Raw genomic sequence first — 16417 nt, forward strand, 5'->3', positions numbered from 1 at the left:
GGCTCAGGAAACGCGCACCAGCGGCGCGCCCTCGGCGCCGCCGAACTCGGCGATGACGGTTTCGCCGCCGACGGCCGTCTGGCCGATGGCGACGCGCGGTGCTGCACCCGCCGGCAGGTAGACGTCGACGCGCGAGCCGAAGCGGATCAGGCCGAAGCGCTCGCCGATGGCCAGCGCGCCGCCGGTCTCGGCCCAGCAGACGATGCGGCGCGCCACCAGCCCGGCGATCTGAACGGCCACGACCGTACCGTTGGGGCTGTCGATGACGAGGCCGTTGCGCTCGTTCTCGGTGCTGGCCTTGTCGAGTTCGGCGTTCAGGAAGGCGCCGGGCCTATGCTCGATGCGGCTGATGCGGCCGCGCACCGGCGCGCGGTTCACATGGCAGGAAAAGACGTTCATGAACACCGAGATGCGCGTCATCTCCGCACTGCCGAGGCCGAGTTCGCGCGGCGGCACGGCCGGCCCCACCGCGGAGACGATGCCGTCGGCCGGGCTGACCACCAGCCGGTCGTCCACCGGCGTCACCCGCTCGGGATCGCGGAAGAAATAGATGCACCAGGCGGTGAGGATGAGGCCGATCCAGAACAGGATCGAGGAAAAATAGCCGAGGACCAGCGCCACCACGGCGAAGCCGGCGATGAAGGGATAGCCCTCGCGGTGGATCGGAACGAGCGTGTTCTTGATCGTGTCGACAAGAGACATCGGGCTGGGGGCGGCTCCGTTTCAGGGTGCGGCCTGTCTATCGGAAACGCCTGCCCGCCGCAACGCGACAATCGGGCAGGGGGTCAGGGGGAAAGCGGCGCTCCGGGGACGTAGAGCGCGATCGGCCGGATCTCGTAGACGGCGGTGGGGTTGGCGCCGCGCAACTGCCGCGCCATCTCGGTCGCCGCCTCGTCGTCGGCGCAATCGACCACGTAGAGGCCGAGCAGCTGTTCCTTGGTTTCGGCGAACGGACCGTCGAGCACGGTTCCCGCGCCGGGGCCGCGCAGTGTGCGAGCCTCCACCGTCGGTCCCAGCCTCGCGGCCGGCCCCATGCGGCCCTCCCTGACCAGCCGGTCATGCACCTTGAGCAGGTCGTCCATCAAGGCTGCGTCCTCGTCCGGCGTCCAGGATTCGACGACGCCTTTGGCATGGTAGGCGAGGATGGCGTAGAACATGCGGGGGATCCTCCGTCATTCGCGATGCGCGGCGCACCATACGGCAAACGGAGGCTATGCAACACCGCCTCAGTTCACCTCGGCCGTGCGCCGGCGCACGATAATGCCTTCCTTGTCGCTTTCGCGCGCGATGCGCAGGCGCTCCTCGGCTTCCGTGGCTTCGCGCTGGCGATCCCACATGGAGGCATAGAGCCCGTGTTCCCTGAGCAACGCGGCATGAGTTCCGCGTTCGGCGATGACCCCGTCCTTGAGCACGATGATCTCGTCGGCGGAGATGACGGTGGAGAGCCGGTGGGCGATGACGATGGTGGTGCGGTCGCGGCTGACCAGGTCGAGGGCTGCCTGGATTTCCTGCTCGGTGTGCGTGTCCAGCGCCGAGGTCGCCTCGTCGAGGATGAGGATCGGCGGCGCCTTCAGGATGGTGCGGGCGATCGCGACACGCTGCTTCTCGCCGCCGGAAAGCTTCAGCCCGCGCTCGCCGACCAGGGCGCGGTAGCCGTCTGGCAGATGCTCGATGAAGGGGCCGATCTGCGCCAGTTCCGCCGCCCGCTTCACCTCCTCCTCGCTGGCGCCCGGCCGGCCGTAGCGGATGTTGTAGGCGATCGTGTCGTTGAACAGCACCGTATCCTGCGGCACCATGCCGATCGCCGCCCGCAGGCTCTCCTGTGTGACGTCGCGCACGTCCTGCCCGTCGACCAGAACGGCGCCCGACTGGACATCGTAGAAACGAAACAGCAGCCGCGAGATGGTCGACTTGCCCGCGCCCGACGGGCCGACGATGGCGACCGTCTTGCCCGCCGGCACGTCGAAGGAAATGCCCTTCAGGATCGGCCGGTTCGGGTCGTAGGCGAAATGCACGTCGCGGAACGCGACGCTGCCGACGCCGACCGCGAGGGGCTTCGCATCCGGCCTGTCGGTCACTTCCTGGCGCGCGTCGAGCAGATCGAACAACTGCTCAATGTCGGTCAGGCCCTGGCGGATTTCGCGGTAGATGGAGCCGATGAAGTTCAACGGTACGGAAAGCTGGATCAGCATGGCGTTGACGAAGACGAAGTCGCCGACGGTCTGGCTGCCGTGCATCACCTCCCACGCCGACATGCACATGACGGTGGCGGTGCCGACGCCGAAGATCAGCCCCTGTCCGAAGTTCAGCCAGCCGAGTGAGGTCCAGATGCGGGTGGCGGCGATCTCGTAGCGCGCCATCGAGCGGTCGAAGCGCTCGGCCTCCATCGCCTCGTTGCCGAAATATTTCACCGTCTCGAAATTGAGCAGCGAATCGATCGCCTTGGTGTTGGCGTCGGTGTCGCTCTCGTTCATGTCGCGGCGGATGCCGATGCGCCAGTCGCTCGCCTTGACGGTGAACCAGACATAGACGACGACCGTGACGGCGACGACGGCCACGTATTTCCAGCCGTAGGTGAAGGCGAAGATGGCGGCTGTCAGGGCGAACTCCAGCACAGTCGGCGCGGTGCTGAGCATGATGAAGCGCACGATCGTCTCGATGCCCTTGGTGCCGCGCTCGATGATGCGCGACAGGCCGCCGGTGCGGCGCTCGAGATGGAAGCGCAGCGAAAGCTGATGCATGTGTATGAAGGTGCGGCGGGCCAACTGGCGCACCGCATGCTGGCCGACGCGCGCGAACAGCGCGTCACGAAGCTGGTTGAAGCCGACCTGGGTCAGCCGCATGAAATTGTAGGCGATGACCAGCGCGATGGCGCCGGTGAGGAAAGCGGGCAGCGGCGGATTGTATTTGCCGGTGCCGGCCAGGGCATCGGTCGCCCATTTGAAGAAATAGGGGCCGGCGACCAGCACCAGCTTGGCGACGATCAAAAGCAGCGTCGCCCAGGTGACGCGCCAGCGCAGGTCCGGCCGGTCGGACGGATACATATAGGGCCAAAGGTTGCGCAGCGTCTTCAGCGTGCCGGATTCGGCGGAAACGGTCTTGTCTGCCACTGGGGTCTGCCTTGTGGTTCGTTCAGGCCGGTCAGCAGCCGGCGCAGCAGTCTTCGGTAAGCCGGGCGAGCGAAGACGAAAGGTCTTTCAGGGCCGCCCGGTCGAGTTCGTAGCGCGAGCGCTGGCGGTCGGGGGAAAAGCGCACCAGCCCGGCTTCCACCAGCACCTTCAGGTGCTGCGAGACGGTCGACTGCGCAAGGTCGAGCCGGTCCACCACGTCGCGGCAGCAGCAGGCCGGCTGGCCGGCCAGATGCCGCACGATCTCGATGCGGGTGGGATGCGCCAGCGCCGCCAGCCCTTCGGCGAGCCGTCTGGACGCGGACGCGTTGCAGTCATCGTCTGTCAGGAGAGTTTCCATCGTTCATCGCCGATAAACGATGGAATGATTTTGCGCAAGAGGCGGAAGGAAGAAAACCTATTCCGTTTTTGCCGGCGCCGTCGTCATCTGGTCGCCCAGCACGGTCAGGTCAGCGGCTTCGCCCTCGCGCGATTTCTCCGGCAGCTTGAACACCTGTCCGGGCCAGATCCTGTCGGGATCGCTGATCTGGTCCTGATTGGCGAGATAGATGGTGGAATAGCGGATGCCGTGGCCGTAGACGCGGCGCGAGATGCGCCAGAGCGTATCGTGCCGGCGGATGATGACGGCGCTGTCGGCGTGCTCGAGCTTCGGCGCGACCGTCTCGGGAACGGCGCCGGCCGGCGGCGTGGCCGCTGCCACTTCCGCCGGCTTGTTCTCGCCCTCAGGGGCGGTTACAGGCTGCGCCGGCTGCTCGGCAGGCGCGACGGCGGCGATGGCCTCGCCCGGTTCGCGCTCGAACGGCACGGTGGCGCGGGCCACCACCTTGGCGCCGTCGGCGTCGAGCGCGTCGACGCGCACATTGTAGGTGCCGACGGGCAGGTCGCGGCTGGCCTCGACCAGGAAATGGCCGTCGGGCGAGGTGACGGCGTCGCCGAGCAGGATCTCGTTGGCGTAGGCGCGCACCTTGCGGCCGGCATCGGCGATGCCGGCGACGAAGACCTTGCCGCCGTCGATCTCCACGGCCTCGACCACGACTTTCGCCCCGGCTGCCGGAGCGGCAGGGGAGGCAGGTTGCGCCGGGGCGGGCGTCGCCTCGACCGCGGCAGGCGCCGAGGCTGCTTCGGCAGGCTTGGATTCGGCAGGCGCTGCCTCCGCAGCTTTGGCCTCGGCTTCGGTCGCCGGCTTGGCTTCGGGCTTGGCGGCGGCGCCGGTCGGCTGGGAGGCCGCCTCCGCCGGCGCTTCCGGTTGCTTTGCGGGTGCGGGCATGCTCAGGAGCTCGGAGGGCTTGCCGGGCTCCTCGACCATCGCCAGGACCTGCCCGTCCGGCTTCTGCGGGATCGAGACGACCGCCGTCTGCTGCGACGTGGCGGTGACGTTGTCCGGCGTGGTGGACCGCAGGGTGATCTGGTAGTCGCCGGGCTTCAGCGGCGTATCGAGCACGATGGCGAAGGCGCCGTCCGCCCCGGCCTTGGCCGAACCGAGGACCGTATCGCCGTTCAGTGCCTCGACCCTGGCTTTCGGCGCGGCGTTGCCCGCGATCACCACCGAGCCGTTCCCCTCGACGCGCACGACGTCGAAACTCGGCACGACGGCCTGCTCGGCGGGTGCCGTGGCAGGCGGATTGCTTGCCGGTGCCGGGGGCTGCGCTTCGGGAGCGGGTGTCGCGGCCGCATCGGTCCCCTTGGCCGGAAGCCGGTCGGTCGTTCCGGGAGCCTTCGCCGTGTCGGCCGGCTCCAGCGCCGCGATCTGCGCAGGCGGAACGCTCTGGAAAAGCGGGTCGAGCGCACCCGACACGTAGGCCGTCCCGGCCACCGCGGCGACGCCGCCGCCGGCGAACAGGAAAGCCTTCAAAGGGTTGATTGCCATGTTGTTCTTGAGCCCCCTAATTACCCGAATCCCTAGCCCGTTTTTTCAGGGGCGACAAGAAAAAGCCAAGTCTGGCCTTGACCGCGCTCCCGCGTCCCATCACCAATCTTGACCATGAACACGATTCGATCCGTCTGCGTTTACTGCGGCTCGTCTCCGGGCCGCGACGAAGCCTATCTCGAAGCCGGCCACCTGCTCGGACGCTCCATCGCCCGCGCCGGCCTCAGGCTGGTCTATGGCGGCGGCACCAAGGGCATCATGGGCGCCGTTGCCGATGGGACGCTCAAGGCCGGCGGCACCGTCATGGGCATCATCCCGCGCTTCCTGGTCACCAAGGAAGCGACCGAGACGGCCCTGCAACGCCTCAACCAGCTCGTGATCACCGACAACATGCATGAGCGCAAGCACAGGATGTTCGAGGAATCCGACGCCTTTGTGGCGTTGCCGGGCGGTATCGGCACCGTCGAGGAGATCGTCGAGATCATGACCTGGGCTCAGCTCGGCCATCATCGCAAGCCGATCGTCTTCGCCAACGTCAAGGGGTTCTGGAACCCGATGCTGGCGCTGATCGACCATATGGCGGGGGAAGGCTTCATCCATACCGCCCAGCGGGTGAAGCCGCTGGTCGTCGACGATCCCGGGGCGATCGTCGCCGCCGTCATGGCATCCGCCAGTGCCGACCAGACGCCGACCGGCGGCGAAAGCTCCGTCATCGACAAGATGTAAAGGCCACGGCCTTCGCCCAAAAGAAAAAGCCGGCTTTTAGGGCCGGCTTGTGGAGGGAGACGGGTCGAGGGGGTTTGGGGGGACTTGGGGATGACCCGTCGCCCCAATAATGCGCGGGCGCGGCGACGGTTCCACGAAGCCGTAAAAAAAATTTCAGGCAACCGCCCGCCGCCGTGCCGCACGCCAGTCGTGGCCGGCATGGGCGAAGACCGCGAGCAGGACGACGCCGCCGCCAACGAAACTCGCCGCCGGCGGCAGTTCCGCCAGGAACAGCCAGCCGAAAAGGATGGCGAACGGCACCTCGGCCGAGCCGAGCAGGCCGGCTTCCGCCGCCGGCAGCAGGCGCGCGCCTTCCGTCCACAGCACCGAGGCGATGGCGAAGGAGGCGCCGAAGGCAGCCAGCAGCCATGCGTCACGCCCCGAGACGGCAAGTGGATCGGCCACGAGCCATCCGAGCACGAACAGCAGCAGCCCAGAAACGGCGCCCGCCCACACCACCGGCGTGTCGCGGAACTTGCGGATCATGACCATGTAGAGCGCGCTGCCGAAGGTCATCAGAAGGGCGAGGCCGTCGCCGAGCGGCCGGCCGCTGCCGAGCCCGGCGGAAACGATCAACCCGACGCCCGACAGCGAAAACACCGCCGCCAGCAGCGTTTTCGCCCGCGCCCGCTCGCCGAGAATGAGCCAGCCGAGCAGGCCCGCGATGAAGGGGGCCGTGGCATAGATGATGGCGACGTTCGCCACATAGGTGTTCTTGAAGGCGGCGATGAAGGCGATGCTGGCGGCCGCGCCGACCGCCGCCATCAGCCAGCCGCGCCAGCCGAGCCGCAACGGAGCGGACGCTTTCTCCCGCCGCCGGCGCCATGCGACGTAGAGGTTGATCAGCAGCCCGCCGACCAGCCCGCGCCAGCAGGTGATGACCAGCGGATCGGCATGGATTGATTTCGTCAGGACGCCGGCGAGGCCGAAGACGGCCGCCGACGCGCCGACCAGCATGATGCCCAGCGCGCGTCCAGCCTCGGCATTCAGGTCATCCACCATCACCGCCTCCGTCTTCTTCGACCATATCGGACGGCTCTTGCCAGCCTGGTGACAGGAGCGGCGCAGCGCTCCAGGAAAATGCGTGATGTCGGCCCGTTGCCGACTGCCGTGGCGGGCGAGTACAATGAAGCGGCCGAAACGGGAGCCGCAAACATGGATGCCGCTGGCTTGAAAGCGATGCAGGCGCCTTTGAAAGACGCCTATCGCGACGACGCTTCCCGCGCGCTGATCACGCTGCGGGCGAAAGGATCGATCGACGACAAGTCGATTTCCTGCAAGGTGGAAACGGGCAGGGCGCTCGCTGTCGCCGGACTGCATCCGGCGACCGGCGGCACGGGCCTGGAGCTCTGCTCCGGCGACATGCTGCTGGAGGCGTTGGTGGCCTGCGCGGGCGTGACGCTGAAGGCAGTGGCGACGGCGCTGGAATTTCGCCTCGGTTCAGCCGAGGTGGAGGCCGAAGGCGATCTCGACTTTCGCGGCACGCTGGGCGTGGCGAAGGACGCGCCCGTCGGCTTCCGGTCCATTCGCCTGGTCTTTCACCTTGACACGGACGAAACGCAGGAGCGCGTCGATACGCTCCTCAAGTTGACCGAGCGATACTGCGTCGTTTTCCAGACGCTCGCCTCCAGGCCGGAGCTTTCCGTCGCCGCGCGACGGTGAAGCTCGGCTCAGGCAAGGCGACCTTATTCCTGCGGCGTGACCTGCGCGCCGCCGTCCTCGCTCATGTCGTCGGCATAGGGCGAGGCGCTCGGAATGCAGGACACCGACCAGCCGGCGGGCACCGGCTGCTTCTGGTATTCGGTGATCGCCGAGGTGCACTGGTCGCGCGTATCGAAGGTCGAGGGCAGCACGACCATGCCGCCCTGTGGGCCGGCAACGACCAGGTACCAGACCAGCGCAATGGTGGATGACATGGGGATTCCTCACGGTTGGATGGGAGAGTCGCGCGGACTCTAGCAATTCTCGCGAGGCGGCGGAAGCGCGGCATTGGGCAGCGATGCCGACCCGCCTGGAAGCGACCGCGCAGGACGCCTCCTTCAAGGCGAGGGCTCGGCACGCCATCGCCTTGAATAAAGGGCATTGGAAGGTCCCGGCAGGCCTGCGCTCAGTCGGCGGCGAAGCAGTAGAACAGGCCGTCGCCGCCGGTGCCTTTCAGCGCCTCCTGGCTGCAGCCGCCGCGCGAGGCGTGCGACGAGTTCCACGATTTCGCGGCCGCCGAATCGTCCAGGCCGGTCCGGTCCGAATGGCCCATCATTGCCGCCCCTTCGGCGCCGCTCATGGTCCAGTCGCCGCAAGTCTGGTCGGCGATGCGGGTGCCGTCGGGCTTGGAGCCGGTCAGGATATCGTGGCGGTTCGGCGTGTCGCCGCGACCGTTGATGACCTCGCCCTTTTCGTTGAGCGCCGTCTGCTTGGTCAGCTTGTTGGCGTCCGAATGCAGCGAGGCGACGTCGTCGGCGATCTTCTCGCCCTTGGCGTTGAACCACGGCCCCTTGCCGATGCGGTCCTTCGCGTCGGTGTCGCCGGTGGAAAGATAGGCGTGCCACGTCTTGCCCTTGACGCCGGCGGCTTCGGCCAGCGAGGCGCAATGGGCGTCCGCGCCTTGCAGGCCGCCGAGGTCGGCGCCCTTGCCGGAGCCTGCGCTGGTGACGAAGAAACTCATCGTCGCGTCCTGCGCAACGGCGGCGCCGCCGGTCGCGGCGAGGATGAGGGTGGTGGCGACAAGCAATCTGCGCATGGATTTCCTCCGCTGGTTGGATGACCGCTTAACGGAAACGCGGCACGGACCGGAATTATTCCCGATCGCCGTTGGATAGTACGGAGGTTTGACGGCCCGATGTCAGGCCGGCTGCTGGTAGGACACCCAGCGATCGTGCCTGGCCTGATAGGTCTGGCCGGTGCGCGTCAGGTCCGGACTCGCCATCGGCACGATGCGGGCGGCGATCTCGGAGGGGTGCGGCAGCGTCTCGGGATCTTCGCCCGGCACCGCCTGCGCCCGCATGGCGGTGCGGGTGGCGCCGGGATCGGCGGCGTTGACGCGCAGCGGGTAATTCTTCGTCTCGTCCGCCCAGGAGCGCATCATCGTCTCCACCGCTGCCTTGGAGGCCGCGTAGGGACCCCAGAAGGCGCGCGCCGAATGCGCGGCGTTGGACGACAGGATGATGGCGCGCCCGGCATCGGACAGGCGCAACAGCGGGTCGACCGAGCGGATCAGCCGCCATGTCGAGGTGACGTTGATTACCATCACCTTCTCGAAGGTCTTCGCCTCGATATGGCCGAGCGGCGAGATGGTGCCGAGCACGCCGGCATTCGCCACGAGGATGTCGAGCTTGCCCCAGCGCTCGTGGATGGCGCCGCCCAGCCGGTCGATGCCCTCCATATCGGCAAGGTCGAGCGGCACCAGCGTCGCTTCGCCCTTGCCGGTGCGGGCATGCTCGGCCTTGATCTCGTCGTCCAGTTCTTCGAGCCCGCCGACGGTGCGCGCCACCGCGATCACATGCGCGCCGGCCGCCGCCATGTGCCTGGCGATGAAGTAGCCGATGCCGCGCGAGGCGCCGGTAACGACGGCGAGACGGCCGGTGAGATCGGGGATTGGGTCGGGCATGATATCCGCAAACGCTGTTTTGATGTGGGGTGCGTCCTTCGAGGCTCGCTTCGCTCGCACCTCAGGATGAGGAACGTTTGGCGCTAACCTCTTTTGGGGAGGGGCGTGGCACAACCTCCCTCATCCTGAGGTGCGAGCCCCCGGGTCTTGCCTTCGGCAAGCCTAAGGACAGGCTCCGCGAGCCTCGAAGGACGCACCGGAGTCACGATCCACCCACCGCCAGCAGCGACAGCGTGCGCACATTGTCGGAATGCTCGAAATCGGCGAGGCGCGTGGGATACTGGCTGGTGAAACAGGCATCGCAGAATTGGGGGGTCTCGTCGTTGCGGGCGGCCTCGCCGACGGCGCGGTATAGCCCGTCGATGGTGAGGAAGCCCAGCGAATCGACGCGGATGAATTCCGCCATCTCCTCGACCGACATGCGGGAGGCCAGGAGCTTGGATTTCTCCGGCGTGTCGACGCCGTAGAAGCAGGATGCGCGGGTCGGCGGCGAGGCGATGCGCATGTGCACTTCCTTCGCACCGGCATCGCGCACCATCTGCACGATCTTCTGGCTGGTCGTGCCGCGCACGATGGAATCGTCCACCAGCACCACGCGCTTGCCCTCGATCATCCTGCGGTTGGCGTTGTGCTTCAGCTTCACGCCCATATGGCGGATGGAATCGCCCGGCGAAATGAAGGTGCGCCCGACATAATGGTTGCGGATGATGCCGAGCTCAAAGGGCAAGCCCGCTTCCTGCGAAAAGCCTATTGCCGCCGGCGTGCCGGAATCCGGCACCGGCACGACGACATCGGCCTCGACGGGATTCTCCCGTGCCAGCTCCGCCCCGATACGCTTCCTCACGTCATAGACGTTGCGGCCTTCCACGCTGGAATCCGGGCGGGCGAAATAGACGTATTCGAAGATGCAGAAGCGAGTCTTCTGCGGCTCGAACGGGAACAGGCTTTCGATGCCCTTCGAGGTGATGACGACCATCTCGCCCGGCTTGATGTCGCGCACGAAGCGGGCGCCGATGATGTCGAGCGCGCAGGTTTCGGAAGCGAGAATCCAGGCGCCGTCGAGGTCACCCAGCACCAGCGGGCGGATGCCCAGCGGGTCGCGGCAGCCGATCATCTTCTTCGACGACAGCGCCACCAGTGAGAAGGCGCCCTCGACCTGCCGCACCGCGTCGATGAAGCGGGCGTTGAGGTCGCGCTCCTTCGACATGGCGACGAGATGCAGGAGCGTCTCGGTATCGGAGGTGGAGGAGAAGATCGCGCCCTGCTTCTGCAGCGTGCGCTGCACGGTCATGGCGTTGGTGAGGTTGCCGTTATGGGCGACGGCGAAGCCGCCGTCGGCAAGCTCGGCGAAGAAGGGCTGGATGTTGCGCAGGCCGGCGCCGCCGGTGGTGGCGTAGCGCGTGTGGCCGATGGCGCGGTTGCCGGGCAGCCGGTCGAGCACCGACTGCTTGGTGAAGGTGTCGCCGATCAGGCCGACATGCCGCTCGACGTGGAATTGCGCGCCGTCATAGGAGACGATGCCGGCCGCTTCCTGGCCGCGATGCTGGAGGGCGTGCAGGCCCAGCGTGACGATGGCCGCCGCGTCCTGCCGGCCGAAGATGCCGAACACGCCGCATTCGTCGTGGAAATGATCGTCCGCCTCGGCCGAAAGTCCGTCGTCGGAAGGCACGTCGCCTGCGTCTGCCATGGGCCGGAAGCCTCTCATCCGCTAAAGCCGCGATATAGGCTCATGACGGCCGGAAAGCAACGCATGCGACGCCGCACGACCGGACGGATCAATTGTTTGCCGGCGGCGCGTCGGCGGGTGCGCTGTCGTCCGGTCCGTCGGCCGGCGCATCGCCGTCCGTCCCGTCGGCGGGGGCGTTGCCCTGGTCGGCGGGTGCTGCCGCGGGCGGGCTGGCCGTATCGGCGCCCGGCGTGGCGGGTTCGTTGGGGCGCAGCTTCTTCAGGATGGCGTTTTCCGGGTCTTCCGGCAGCAGGGCCTCGATCCGGTTGCCGATGGATTCCAGCAGCGGCCGGGATTTGGCGTTGGCGATCCAGCCGGGCACGCGGTCGCCGGCCAGCCAGTTGAAGAACATCAGCGCTACGGCGACGACGAGGATGCCGCGCGCCGCGCCGTAGAGGAAGCCCAGCGTGCGGTCGAGCGCGCCGACCCTGGAATCGATGATCCAGTCGGCGATCTTCATGGTGATGACGGTCACCACGATGAGCGCGATGATGAAGACGATGCCGGCGGCCGCCGCCATCGCGATCTTCTCGTTGTCGATATAGGGCTGCACATAGGGGATGACGGGCTTGTAGAAGAAGAACGCCGCCGCAGCGGCCGCCGCCCACGAGGCGATGGAAAGGACCTCGCGCGACAGGCCGCGCACCATCGCAAGCATCGCCGAGACAAGGGTGAAGCCGACGAGGATTCCGTCAAGCAGCGTAATCGGCATGTGTTCCCAACTCCATGAGCCGTCAGTCGTCCCCGGTGTCGCGGCTGCGGCGGGAGCCGGCGATGCGCGCCACAAGATCGGCAAGCTCGGTCGGTCGGAAAGCGCCGGCCCCTATTCCCCCGGCTATTTCCTCGCCGCCCTTGGCACTTCCCACGGGCAGGACCGCGCTTCCAAAACCCAGCTTTTCGGCCTCCTTGAGCCTCTGCTGCGCATGCGCAACCGGCCTCACGGCGCCCGAAAGGCTGATTTCGCCGAAATAGACGCAATCGGCGGGCAGGGCAAGCCCGGTGAGCGACGACACCAGCGCCGCCGCTACTGCTAGGTCCGCCGCCGGCTCGGAGATGCGGTAGCCGCCGGCGACGTTCAGGTAGACGTCGTGCTGGGAAAACCGCACGCCGCAATGGGCCTCCAGCACGGCGAGGATCATCGCCAGCCGCGCGCTGTCCCAGCCGACCACGGCCCGGCGCGGCGTGCCGAGCGGGGAGGGGGCGACGAGCGCCTGTATTTCCACCAGCACCGGCCGCGTGCCTTCCATGCCGGCGAAGACGGCCGCACCGGGCGCCTTGGCGTGGCGCTCGCCGAGGAACAGTTCCGAGGGATTGGCCACCTCGCGCAGGCCCTTGTCGGACATCTCGAAGACGCCGATCTCGTCGGTCGGCCCGAATCGGTTCTTCACTGTGCGCAGGATGCGGTAGTGGTGGCCGCCTTCGCCCTCGAAATAGAGCACGCCGTCGACCATGTGCTCGACCACGCGCGGGCCGGCGATCTGGCCTTCCTTGGTGACGTGCCCGACCAGAACGACGGCCGCACCGGTCGACTTGGCATAGCGGATCATCGCCTGGGCTGATGCCCGCACCTGCGTGACGGTGCCCGGCGCCGAATCGGCGAGGTCGGTCCACAGCGTCTGGATCGAATCGAGGATGACGAGGTCCGGGCGCCGGCCTTCGCCTATGGTGGCCAATATATCCTCGACATTGGTCTCGGCCGCCAGTTCGACCGGAGAGGATGCGGCTCCCAATCTCTGCGCGCGCAGCCTGATCTGCGCGACGGCTTCCTCGCCCGAGACATAGACGATGCGGTGGCCCTGCCGTGCCAGCGCCGCCGCCGCCTGGGTGAGCAGGGTCGATTTGCCGATGCCAGGGTCGCCGCCGACCAGCAGCGCCGAACCGCGCACGAAACCGCCGCCGGTGGCCCGGTCGAGCTCGCCGATGCCCGACGCGATGCGCGGCGCGTCCTCGATGTCGCCGTCGAGCGAGGTGAGCGCCACGGCGCGGCCCTTGCGCGAACTTTTCAGCGCCCCCGGACCGGAGCCGATGCCGCCGGCCGTGCCTTCCTCGACCAGCGTGTTCCATTCGCCGCAGGCCTCGCACTTGCCTGCCCAGCGCGAGGAGACGTTGCCGCAGGCCTGGCAGATGAATTGGGTACGGGACTTGGCCATTATGAAGTTCTTTGAACCAGTCGGGCGCGGCGTTCGCGCAAGGTAGCCACGAAGCGATCTCGGATTTTGTGAAAGAGCGAGTCCGGCAGCAATCCATGGACGATCGTCGTCAGATCGCCATTGACAGCCGGCCTCAGGTCGGGGCCGGGCCAACTGAACAGATTGGCTTCCGAAACGATCACCCACGACTGGCCGTCGTCCAGGCCGAGACGACGCTTGGTTCTGTGCGGGATTTCAAAGGCCAGCCCATCGTCCGAAGGGGGTGAATGCGTTATGGGCAGCACCACGACCTGTCGCTTGTCATCAGCCCCGACCAAGCTCAACACGACAGCGCAAGGCCGATCTTTCCGTCCTTCTTCCCGGCCAGCCAGATGTTCCGAACGCCAAAGGTAGCTGTAGCGGATAACGAGGCCAGGAACCGGTGCCGGAAATGACGACGGTGACTTCACTGATCAAGCTCGTGATCGTACTGCTTGGCTTCCTCCGGGGGCTCCGCCTTTGCGATCTCTTCGATCATTTCGTCGGTGAAGTCGTCGAGACTCAGCACCTGCCGGTCCCGCCGTTTCAGCCGGTTATATTCCTCCGTCGAGATCATCACCGTGCGTTCGCGCCCGTTGCGGGTCACGGCGACGGGCTGCGTCAGCGCCAGATCCTGATATCGGCCGATGTTGCGCTGGAATTCGGCGGCGCTGACCTTGATCATAGCTCACATCCTTCATACATTTCATGCATGGTCCATATAATGCATGAAATACGGATTTTCACCAGCCGCATGCGCTACTCGAACCGCTCCGGCAGGTGGCTGTCGTCGGCGAGATCGGAGAAGCGGGTGAACTCGCCCTGGAAAGCGAGGCCGACCGTGCCCGTCGGGCCGTGACGCTGCTTGGCGACGATGACCTCGGCCTTGCCGCGCGCCTCGTTCATGTCGGTTTCCCACTTGATGTGCTCTTCGGTGCCGAGCTTGGGCTCCTTGTTCTTCAGGTAATATTCCTCGCGGTAGACGAAGATCACCACGTCGGCGTCCTGCTCGATGGAGCCCGATTCGCGCAGGTCCGAGAGCTGCGGGCGCTTGTCGTCGCGGCTTTCCACCTGACGCGACAGCTGCGACAACGCGATGATCGGCGTCGACAGCTCCTTGGCCAGCGCCTTCAGGCCGGTGGTGATCTCGGTGATTTCCTGCACGCGATTTTCGCTCGCGCGCTTGGACGAGCCGGTCATCAGCTGGATATAGTCGATGACGATGACGTCGAGCCCGCGTTGGCGTTTCAGCCGCCGCGCCCGCGCCGCCAGCTGGGCGATCGAGATGCCGCCGGTCTGGTCGATGTAGAGCGGCAGCTTCTGCATGGTCTGCGAGCAGGCCACCAGCTTCTCGAAGTCGTGCTCGGAAATCTCGCCGCGCCTGATCTTGGAGGAGGGGATTTCCGTCTGTTCGGAGATGATGCGGGTGGCAAGCTGCTCCGACGACATTTCCAGCGAGAAGAAGCCGACGACGCCGCCGTTCGCCGCCTTGAAGGTGCCGTCCGCCTGCTGGGCCGGCACATAGGCCTCGGCGATGTTGAAGGCGATGTTGGTGGCGAGCGAGGTCTTGCCCATGCCTGGACGGCCGGCGAGCACGATCAGGTCGGACGGCTGCAGGCCGCCCATGCGCGCGTCGAGGTCGCGCAGGCCGGTGGCGATGCCCGACAGGTGGCCGTCGCGCATATAGGCGGCGTTGGCCATGTCGACGGCGGTCTTGACGGCATCGGTGAAGCTCTCGAAGCCGCCGTCGTAGCGGCCTGTCTCGGCCAGTTCGAACAGCCGCCGCTCGGCGTCCTCGATCTGGTCGCGCGGCGCCATGTCGACCGGCGCGTCGTAGGCGATGTTGACCATGTCCTCGCCGACGGTGATCAGCGCGCGCCGCGTGGCGAGGTCGTAGATGGCGCGGCCGTAGTCGGCGGCGTTGATGACGGTGACGGCCTCGGCGGCAAGGCGGGCGAGATACTGCGCCACCGTCATGTCGCCGACCTTCTCGTCGGCCGGCAGGAAGGTCTTGATCGTCACCGGATTGGCCATCTTGCCCATGCGGATCAGCTCGGCCGAAACCTCGAAGATTTTTCTGTGCAGCGGCTCGTAGAAATGGCTTGCCTTGAGGAAGTCCGAGACGCGGTAGAAGGCGTCGTTGTTGACCAGCATGGCGCCGAGCAGCGCCTGCTCGGCCTCGATGTTGTTCGGCGCCTCGCGATAGAGCGGCGTCTCCGCCGCCACCGTGCCGAACTTTCTTGCCGCTTCCGCCATGATATCCCCGATTTGATCCCGCCTGTCGGTATCAGAACAATGGCCGTTGCGCGCTGACCTGGATGCATCAGAGCCGATTCAACCGACGAACTTTCCCGTGATCCACAGGATGCCCGCGCCGTCCACAGGACTGAATTCCCGTAGCCGAATTCCTGTTGACTCGAATTTTTGGCAATCCTAGCGATTTTAAGAAACATATCAAGAACATATGCGGTGGGTTGACCACCCGGATCGCGGCTTCCAAGTTACGGGTGGGCGGGGCTCAATCGGGAGCCTTCATATGAACAGGAATAGCGCCGCCGCCTTTGTCTCTATCGCTATGCTCGCCGCGTCCGGCCCGGTACCCGCCCGGGCCGCCGAGCCGACCGCCGCGCAACGCATGTCGGAAGCCGGGCCAGAACGGCAATCGCTGGAGAAGCAGACCGGCACATGGGACGTGGTCGCCAGCATCTGGCCGGCGCCGGGCGCCGAGCCGATCGTCAGCCACGGCATCGTCGCCGAGCGCAAGATGATCGGCTCCATCCTGCAGGAGACGATGCATCCGGGGCCGGGCTCGCAGACGCCGGCCTTCACGCGGCTGGACTATCTCGATTTCGACCGCGTCGAGGGCCGCTGGAAATACGTGTCGATGGATACCCGCTTTCCGGTCAGCATCATGCCGGCAGCCAGTTTCGGTCCTGCCGAGGACGGCAGGATCGACGTCCACTTCACCCCGCAGGGTTTTGTCGGCTTCGGGCCGGAGGTCGAAGGCCGTTTCATGGTTTCCGATATGGCGATCTCCAACCCGGACGCGGACCACGCGCTGAAGGAACAGCATGTCCTGATGGCCGACGGAACGGGCAAGAGCTGGCTGTTCGTGCGCTACGAATACACCCGCCGCCATTGATCGTGGAGCGGCGTCGC

General features: G+C 66.6%; 18 protein-coding genes. 3 read left to right on the forward strand and 15 right to left on the reverse strand.

Annotation, left to right across the window (positions count from 1 at the left end):
- Positions 1–3 precede the first annotated feature (3 nt).
- From FGU64_RS00275 to FGU64_RS00295, 5 genes are all read right to left on the reverse strand, one after another.
- Positions 4–702: a phosphatidylserine decarboxylase gene (locus FGU64_RS00275; protein ID WP_139950428.1), complete on the reverse strand. Its 699-nt coding sequence runs from the start codon at positions 700–702 to the stop codon at positions 4–6.
- 83 nt (positions 703–785) lie between these two features.
- On the reverse strand, positions 786–1157 hold the full coding sequence (locus tag FGU64_RS00280) for a YciI family protein (protein WP_139950429.1): 372 nt from the start codon (positions 1155–1157) through the stop codon (positions 786–788).
- A 69-nt stretch (positions 1158–1226) separates the two neighbouring features.
- Positions 1227–3110: an ABC transporter ATP-binding protein/permease gene (locus tag FGU64_RS00285; RefSeq protein ID WP_139950430.1), complete on the reverse strand. Its 1884-nt coding sequence runs from the start codon at positions 3108–3110 to the stop codon at positions 1227–1229.
- A 31-nt stretch (positions 3111–3141) separates the two neighbouring features.
- A complete protein-coding gene (locus FGU64_RS00290; protein ID WP_139950431.1) occupies positions 3142–3468 on the reverse strand; it encodes a metalloregulator ArsR/SmtB family transcription factor in 327 nt (108 codons plus the stop codon).
- A gap of 57 nt (positions 3469–3525) precedes the next feature.
- Positions 3526–4995: an Ig-like domain-containing protein gene (locus tag FGU64_RS00295; RefSeq protein WP_139950432.1), complete on the reverse strand. Its 1470-nt coding sequence runs from the start codon at positions 4993–4995 to the stop codon at positions 3526–3528.
- A gap of 114 nt (positions 4996–5109) precedes the next feature.
- Here FGU64_RS00295 and FGU64_RS00300 point away from each other — a divergent pair, with 114 nt between their 5' ends.
- Complete coding sequence (locus tag FGU64_RS00300) at positions 5110–5721, forward strand: TIGR00730 family Rossman fold protein (RefSeq protein ID WP_139950433.1); 612 nt, start codon at positions 5110–5112, stop codon at positions 5719–5721.
- A 153-nt stretch (positions 5722–5874) separates the two neighbouring features.
- Here FGU64_RS00300 and FGU64_RS00305 read toward each other — a convergent pair whose 3' ends face one another.
- Positions 5875–6762 carry an EamA family transporter gene (locus FGU64_RS00305; protein WP_139950434.1) on the reverse strand — a complete coding sequence of 296 codons (888 nt, stop codon included), beginning with the start codon at positions 6760–6762 and terminating at the stop codon, positions 5875–5877.
- Between the two features lie 153 nt (positions 6763–6915).
- On the opposite strand from FGU64_RS00305, the gene FGU64_RS00310 reads away from it, so the two are divergent.
- Positions 6916–7422 carry an OsmC family protein gene (locus tag FGU64_RS00310; RefSeq protein WP_139950435.1) on the forward strand — a complete coding sequence of 169 codons (507 nt, stop codon included), beginning with the start codon at positions 6916–6918 and terminating at the stop codon, positions 7420–7422.
- 23 nt (positions 7423–7445) lie between these two features.
- Here FGU64_RS00310 and FGU64_RS00315 read toward each other — a convergent pair whose 3' ends face one another.
- The 9 genes from FGU64_RS00315 to FGU64_RS00355 form a co-directional block, all read right to left on the reverse strand.
- A complete protein-coding gene (locus tag FGU64_RS00315; protein WP_136358103.1) occupies positions 7446–7676 on the reverse strand; it encodes a hypothetical protein in 231 nt (76 codons plus the stop codon).
- A gap of 191 nt (positions 7677–7867) precedes the next feature.
- A complete protein-coding gene (locus FGU64_RS00320) occupies positions 7868–8497 on the reverse strand; it encodes a hypothetical protein (protein WP_139950436.1) in 630 nt (209 codons plus the stop codon).
- A gap of 102 nt (positions 8498–8599) precedes the next feature.
- Positions 8600–9364, reverse strand: coding sequence for an SDR family NAD(P)-dependent oxidoreductase (locus FGU64_RS00325; RefSeq protein ID WP_139950437.1), 765 nt, complete (start codon positions 9362–9364; stop codon positions 8600–8602).
- Between the two features lie 202 nt (positions 9365–9566).
- Entirely contained in the window at positions 9567–11051 is a 1485-nt protein-coding gene (gene purF / locus FGU64_RS00330; protein ID WP_139950438.1) for an amidophosphoribosyltransferase, read from the reverse strand.
- A gap of 88 nt (positions 11052–11139) precedes the next feature.
- Entirely contained in the window at positions 11140–11802 is a 663-nt protein-coding gene (locus FGU64_RS00335; protein ID WP_139950439.1) for a CvpA family protein, read from the reverse strand.
- 22 nt (positions 11803–11824) lie between these two features.
- Complete coding sequence (gene radA / locus FGU64_RS00340; RefSeq protein WP_139950440.1) at positions 11825–13240, reverse strand: DNA repair protein RadA; 1416 nt, start codon at positions 13238–13240, stop codon at positions 11825–11827.
- Positions 13240–13689 carry a hypothetical protein gene (locus FGU64_RS00345; protein WP_139950441.1) on the reverse strand — a complete coding sequence of 150 codons (450 nt, stop codon included), beginning with the start codon at positions 13687–13689 and terminating at the stop codon, positions 13240–13242. Before FGU64_RS00345 ends, radA begins: the two co-directional genes overlap by 1 nt.
- Complete coding sequence (locus tag FGU64_RS00350; RefSeq protein WP_139950442.1) at positions 13686–13943, reverse strand: type II toxin-antitoxin system Phd/YefM family antitoxin; 258 nt, start codon at positions 13941–13943, stop codon at positions 13686–13688. Before FGU64_RS00350 ends, FGU64_RS00345 begins: the two co-directional genes overlap by 4 nt.
- A 74-nt stretch (positions 13944–14017) precedes the next feature.
- Positions 14018–15514: a replicative DNA helicase gene (locus tag FGU64_RS00355; protein WP_139950443.1), complete on the reverse strand. Its 1497-nt coding sequence runs from the start codon at positions 15512–15514 to the stop codon at positions 14018–14020.
- Between the two features lie 280 nt (positions 15515–15794).
- Between FGU64_RS00355 and FGU64_RS00360 the strand changes: the two genes are divergently transcribed.
- Complete coding sequence (locus FGU64_RS00360; RefSeq protein WP_180375600.1) at positions 15795–16400, forward strand: DUF1579 family protein; 606 nt, start codon at positions 15795–15797, stop codon at positions 16398–16400.
- The last annotated feature ends 17 nt before the right edge of the window (positions 16401–16417 follow it).

Origin of the sequence: Mesorhizobium sp. 8, assembly GCF_006351905.1 — a bacterium.
Classification (GTDB): domain Bacteria; phylum Pseudomonadota; class Alphaproteobacteria; order Rhizobiales; family Rhizobiaceae; genus Mesorhizobium; species Mesorhizobium composti.

What these genes read in the sequence shown, in the direction of transcription:
- FGU64_RS00275 (WP_139950428.1), bottom strand. Translation starts at nt 702, where the DNA reads ATGTCTCTTGTCGACACGATCAAGAACACGCTCGTTCCGATCCACCGC.
- FGU64_RS00280 (WP_139950429.1), bottom strand. Translation starts at nt 1,157, where the DNA reads ATGTTCTACGCCATCCTCGCCTACCATGCCAAAGGCGTCGTCGAATCC.
- FGU64_RS00290 (WP_139950431.1), bottom strand. Translation starts at nt 3,468, where the DNA reads ATGGAAACTCTCCTGACAGACGATGACTGCAACGCGTCCGCGTCCAGA.
- FGU64_RS00295 (WP_139950432.1), bottom strand. Translation starts at nt 4,995, where the DNA reads ATGGCAATCAACCCTTTGAAGGCTTTCCTGTTCGCCGGCGGCGGCGTC.
- FGU64_RS00300 (WP_139950433.1), top strand. Translation starts at nt 5,110, where the DNA reads ATGAACACGATTCGATCCGTCTGCGTTTACTGCGGCTCGTCTCCGGGC.
- FGU64_RS00305 (WP_139950434.1), bottom strand. Translation starts at nt 6,762, where the DNA reads ATGGTGGATGACCTGAATGCCGAGGCTGGACGCGCGCTGGGCATCATG.
- FGU64_RS00310 (WP_139950435.1), top strand. Translation starts at nt 6,916, where the DNA reads ATGGATGCCGCTGGCTTGAAAGCGATGCAGGCGCCTTTGAAAGACGCC.
- FGU64_RS00315 (WP_136358103.1), bottom strand. Translation starts at nt 7,676, where the DNA reads ATGTCATCCACCATTGCGCTGGTCTGGTACCTGGTCGTTGCCGGCCCA.
- FGU64_RS00320 (WP_139950436.1), bottom strand. Translation starts at nt 8,497, where the DNA reads ATGCGCAGATTGCTTGTCGCCACCACCCTCATCCTCGCCGCGACCGGC.
- FGU64_RS00325 (WP_139950437.1), bottom strand. Translation starts at nt 9,364, where the DNA reads ATGCCCGACCCAATCCCCGATCTCACCGGCCGTCTCGCCGTCGTTACC.
- purF (WP_139950438.1), bottom strand. Translation starts at nt 11,051, where the DNA reads ATGGCAGACGCAGGCGACGTGCCTTCCGACGACGGACTTTCGGCCGAG.
- FGU64_RS00335 (WP_139950439.1), bottom strand. Translation starts at nt 11,802, where the DNA reads ATGCCGATTACGCTGCTTGACGGAATCCTCGTCGGCTTCACCCTTGTC.
- radA (WP_139950440.1), bottom strand. Translation starts at nt 13,240, where the DNA reads ATGGCCAAGTCCCGTACCCAATTCATCTGCCAGGCCTGCGGCAACGTC.
- FGU64_RS00350 (WP_139950442.1), bottom strand. Translation starts at nt 13,943, where the DNA reads ATGATCAAGGTCAGCGCCGCCGAATTCCAGCGCAACATCGGCCGATAT.
- FGU64_RS00355 (WP_139950443.1), bottom strand. Translation starts at nt 15,514, where the DNA reads ATGGCGGAAGCGGCAAGAAAGTTCGGCACGGTGGCGGCGGAGACGCCG.
- FGU64_RS00360 (WP_180375600.1), top strand. Translation starts at nt 15,795, where the DNA reads ATGAACAGGAATAGCGCCGCCGCCTTTGTCTCTATCGCTATGCTCGCC.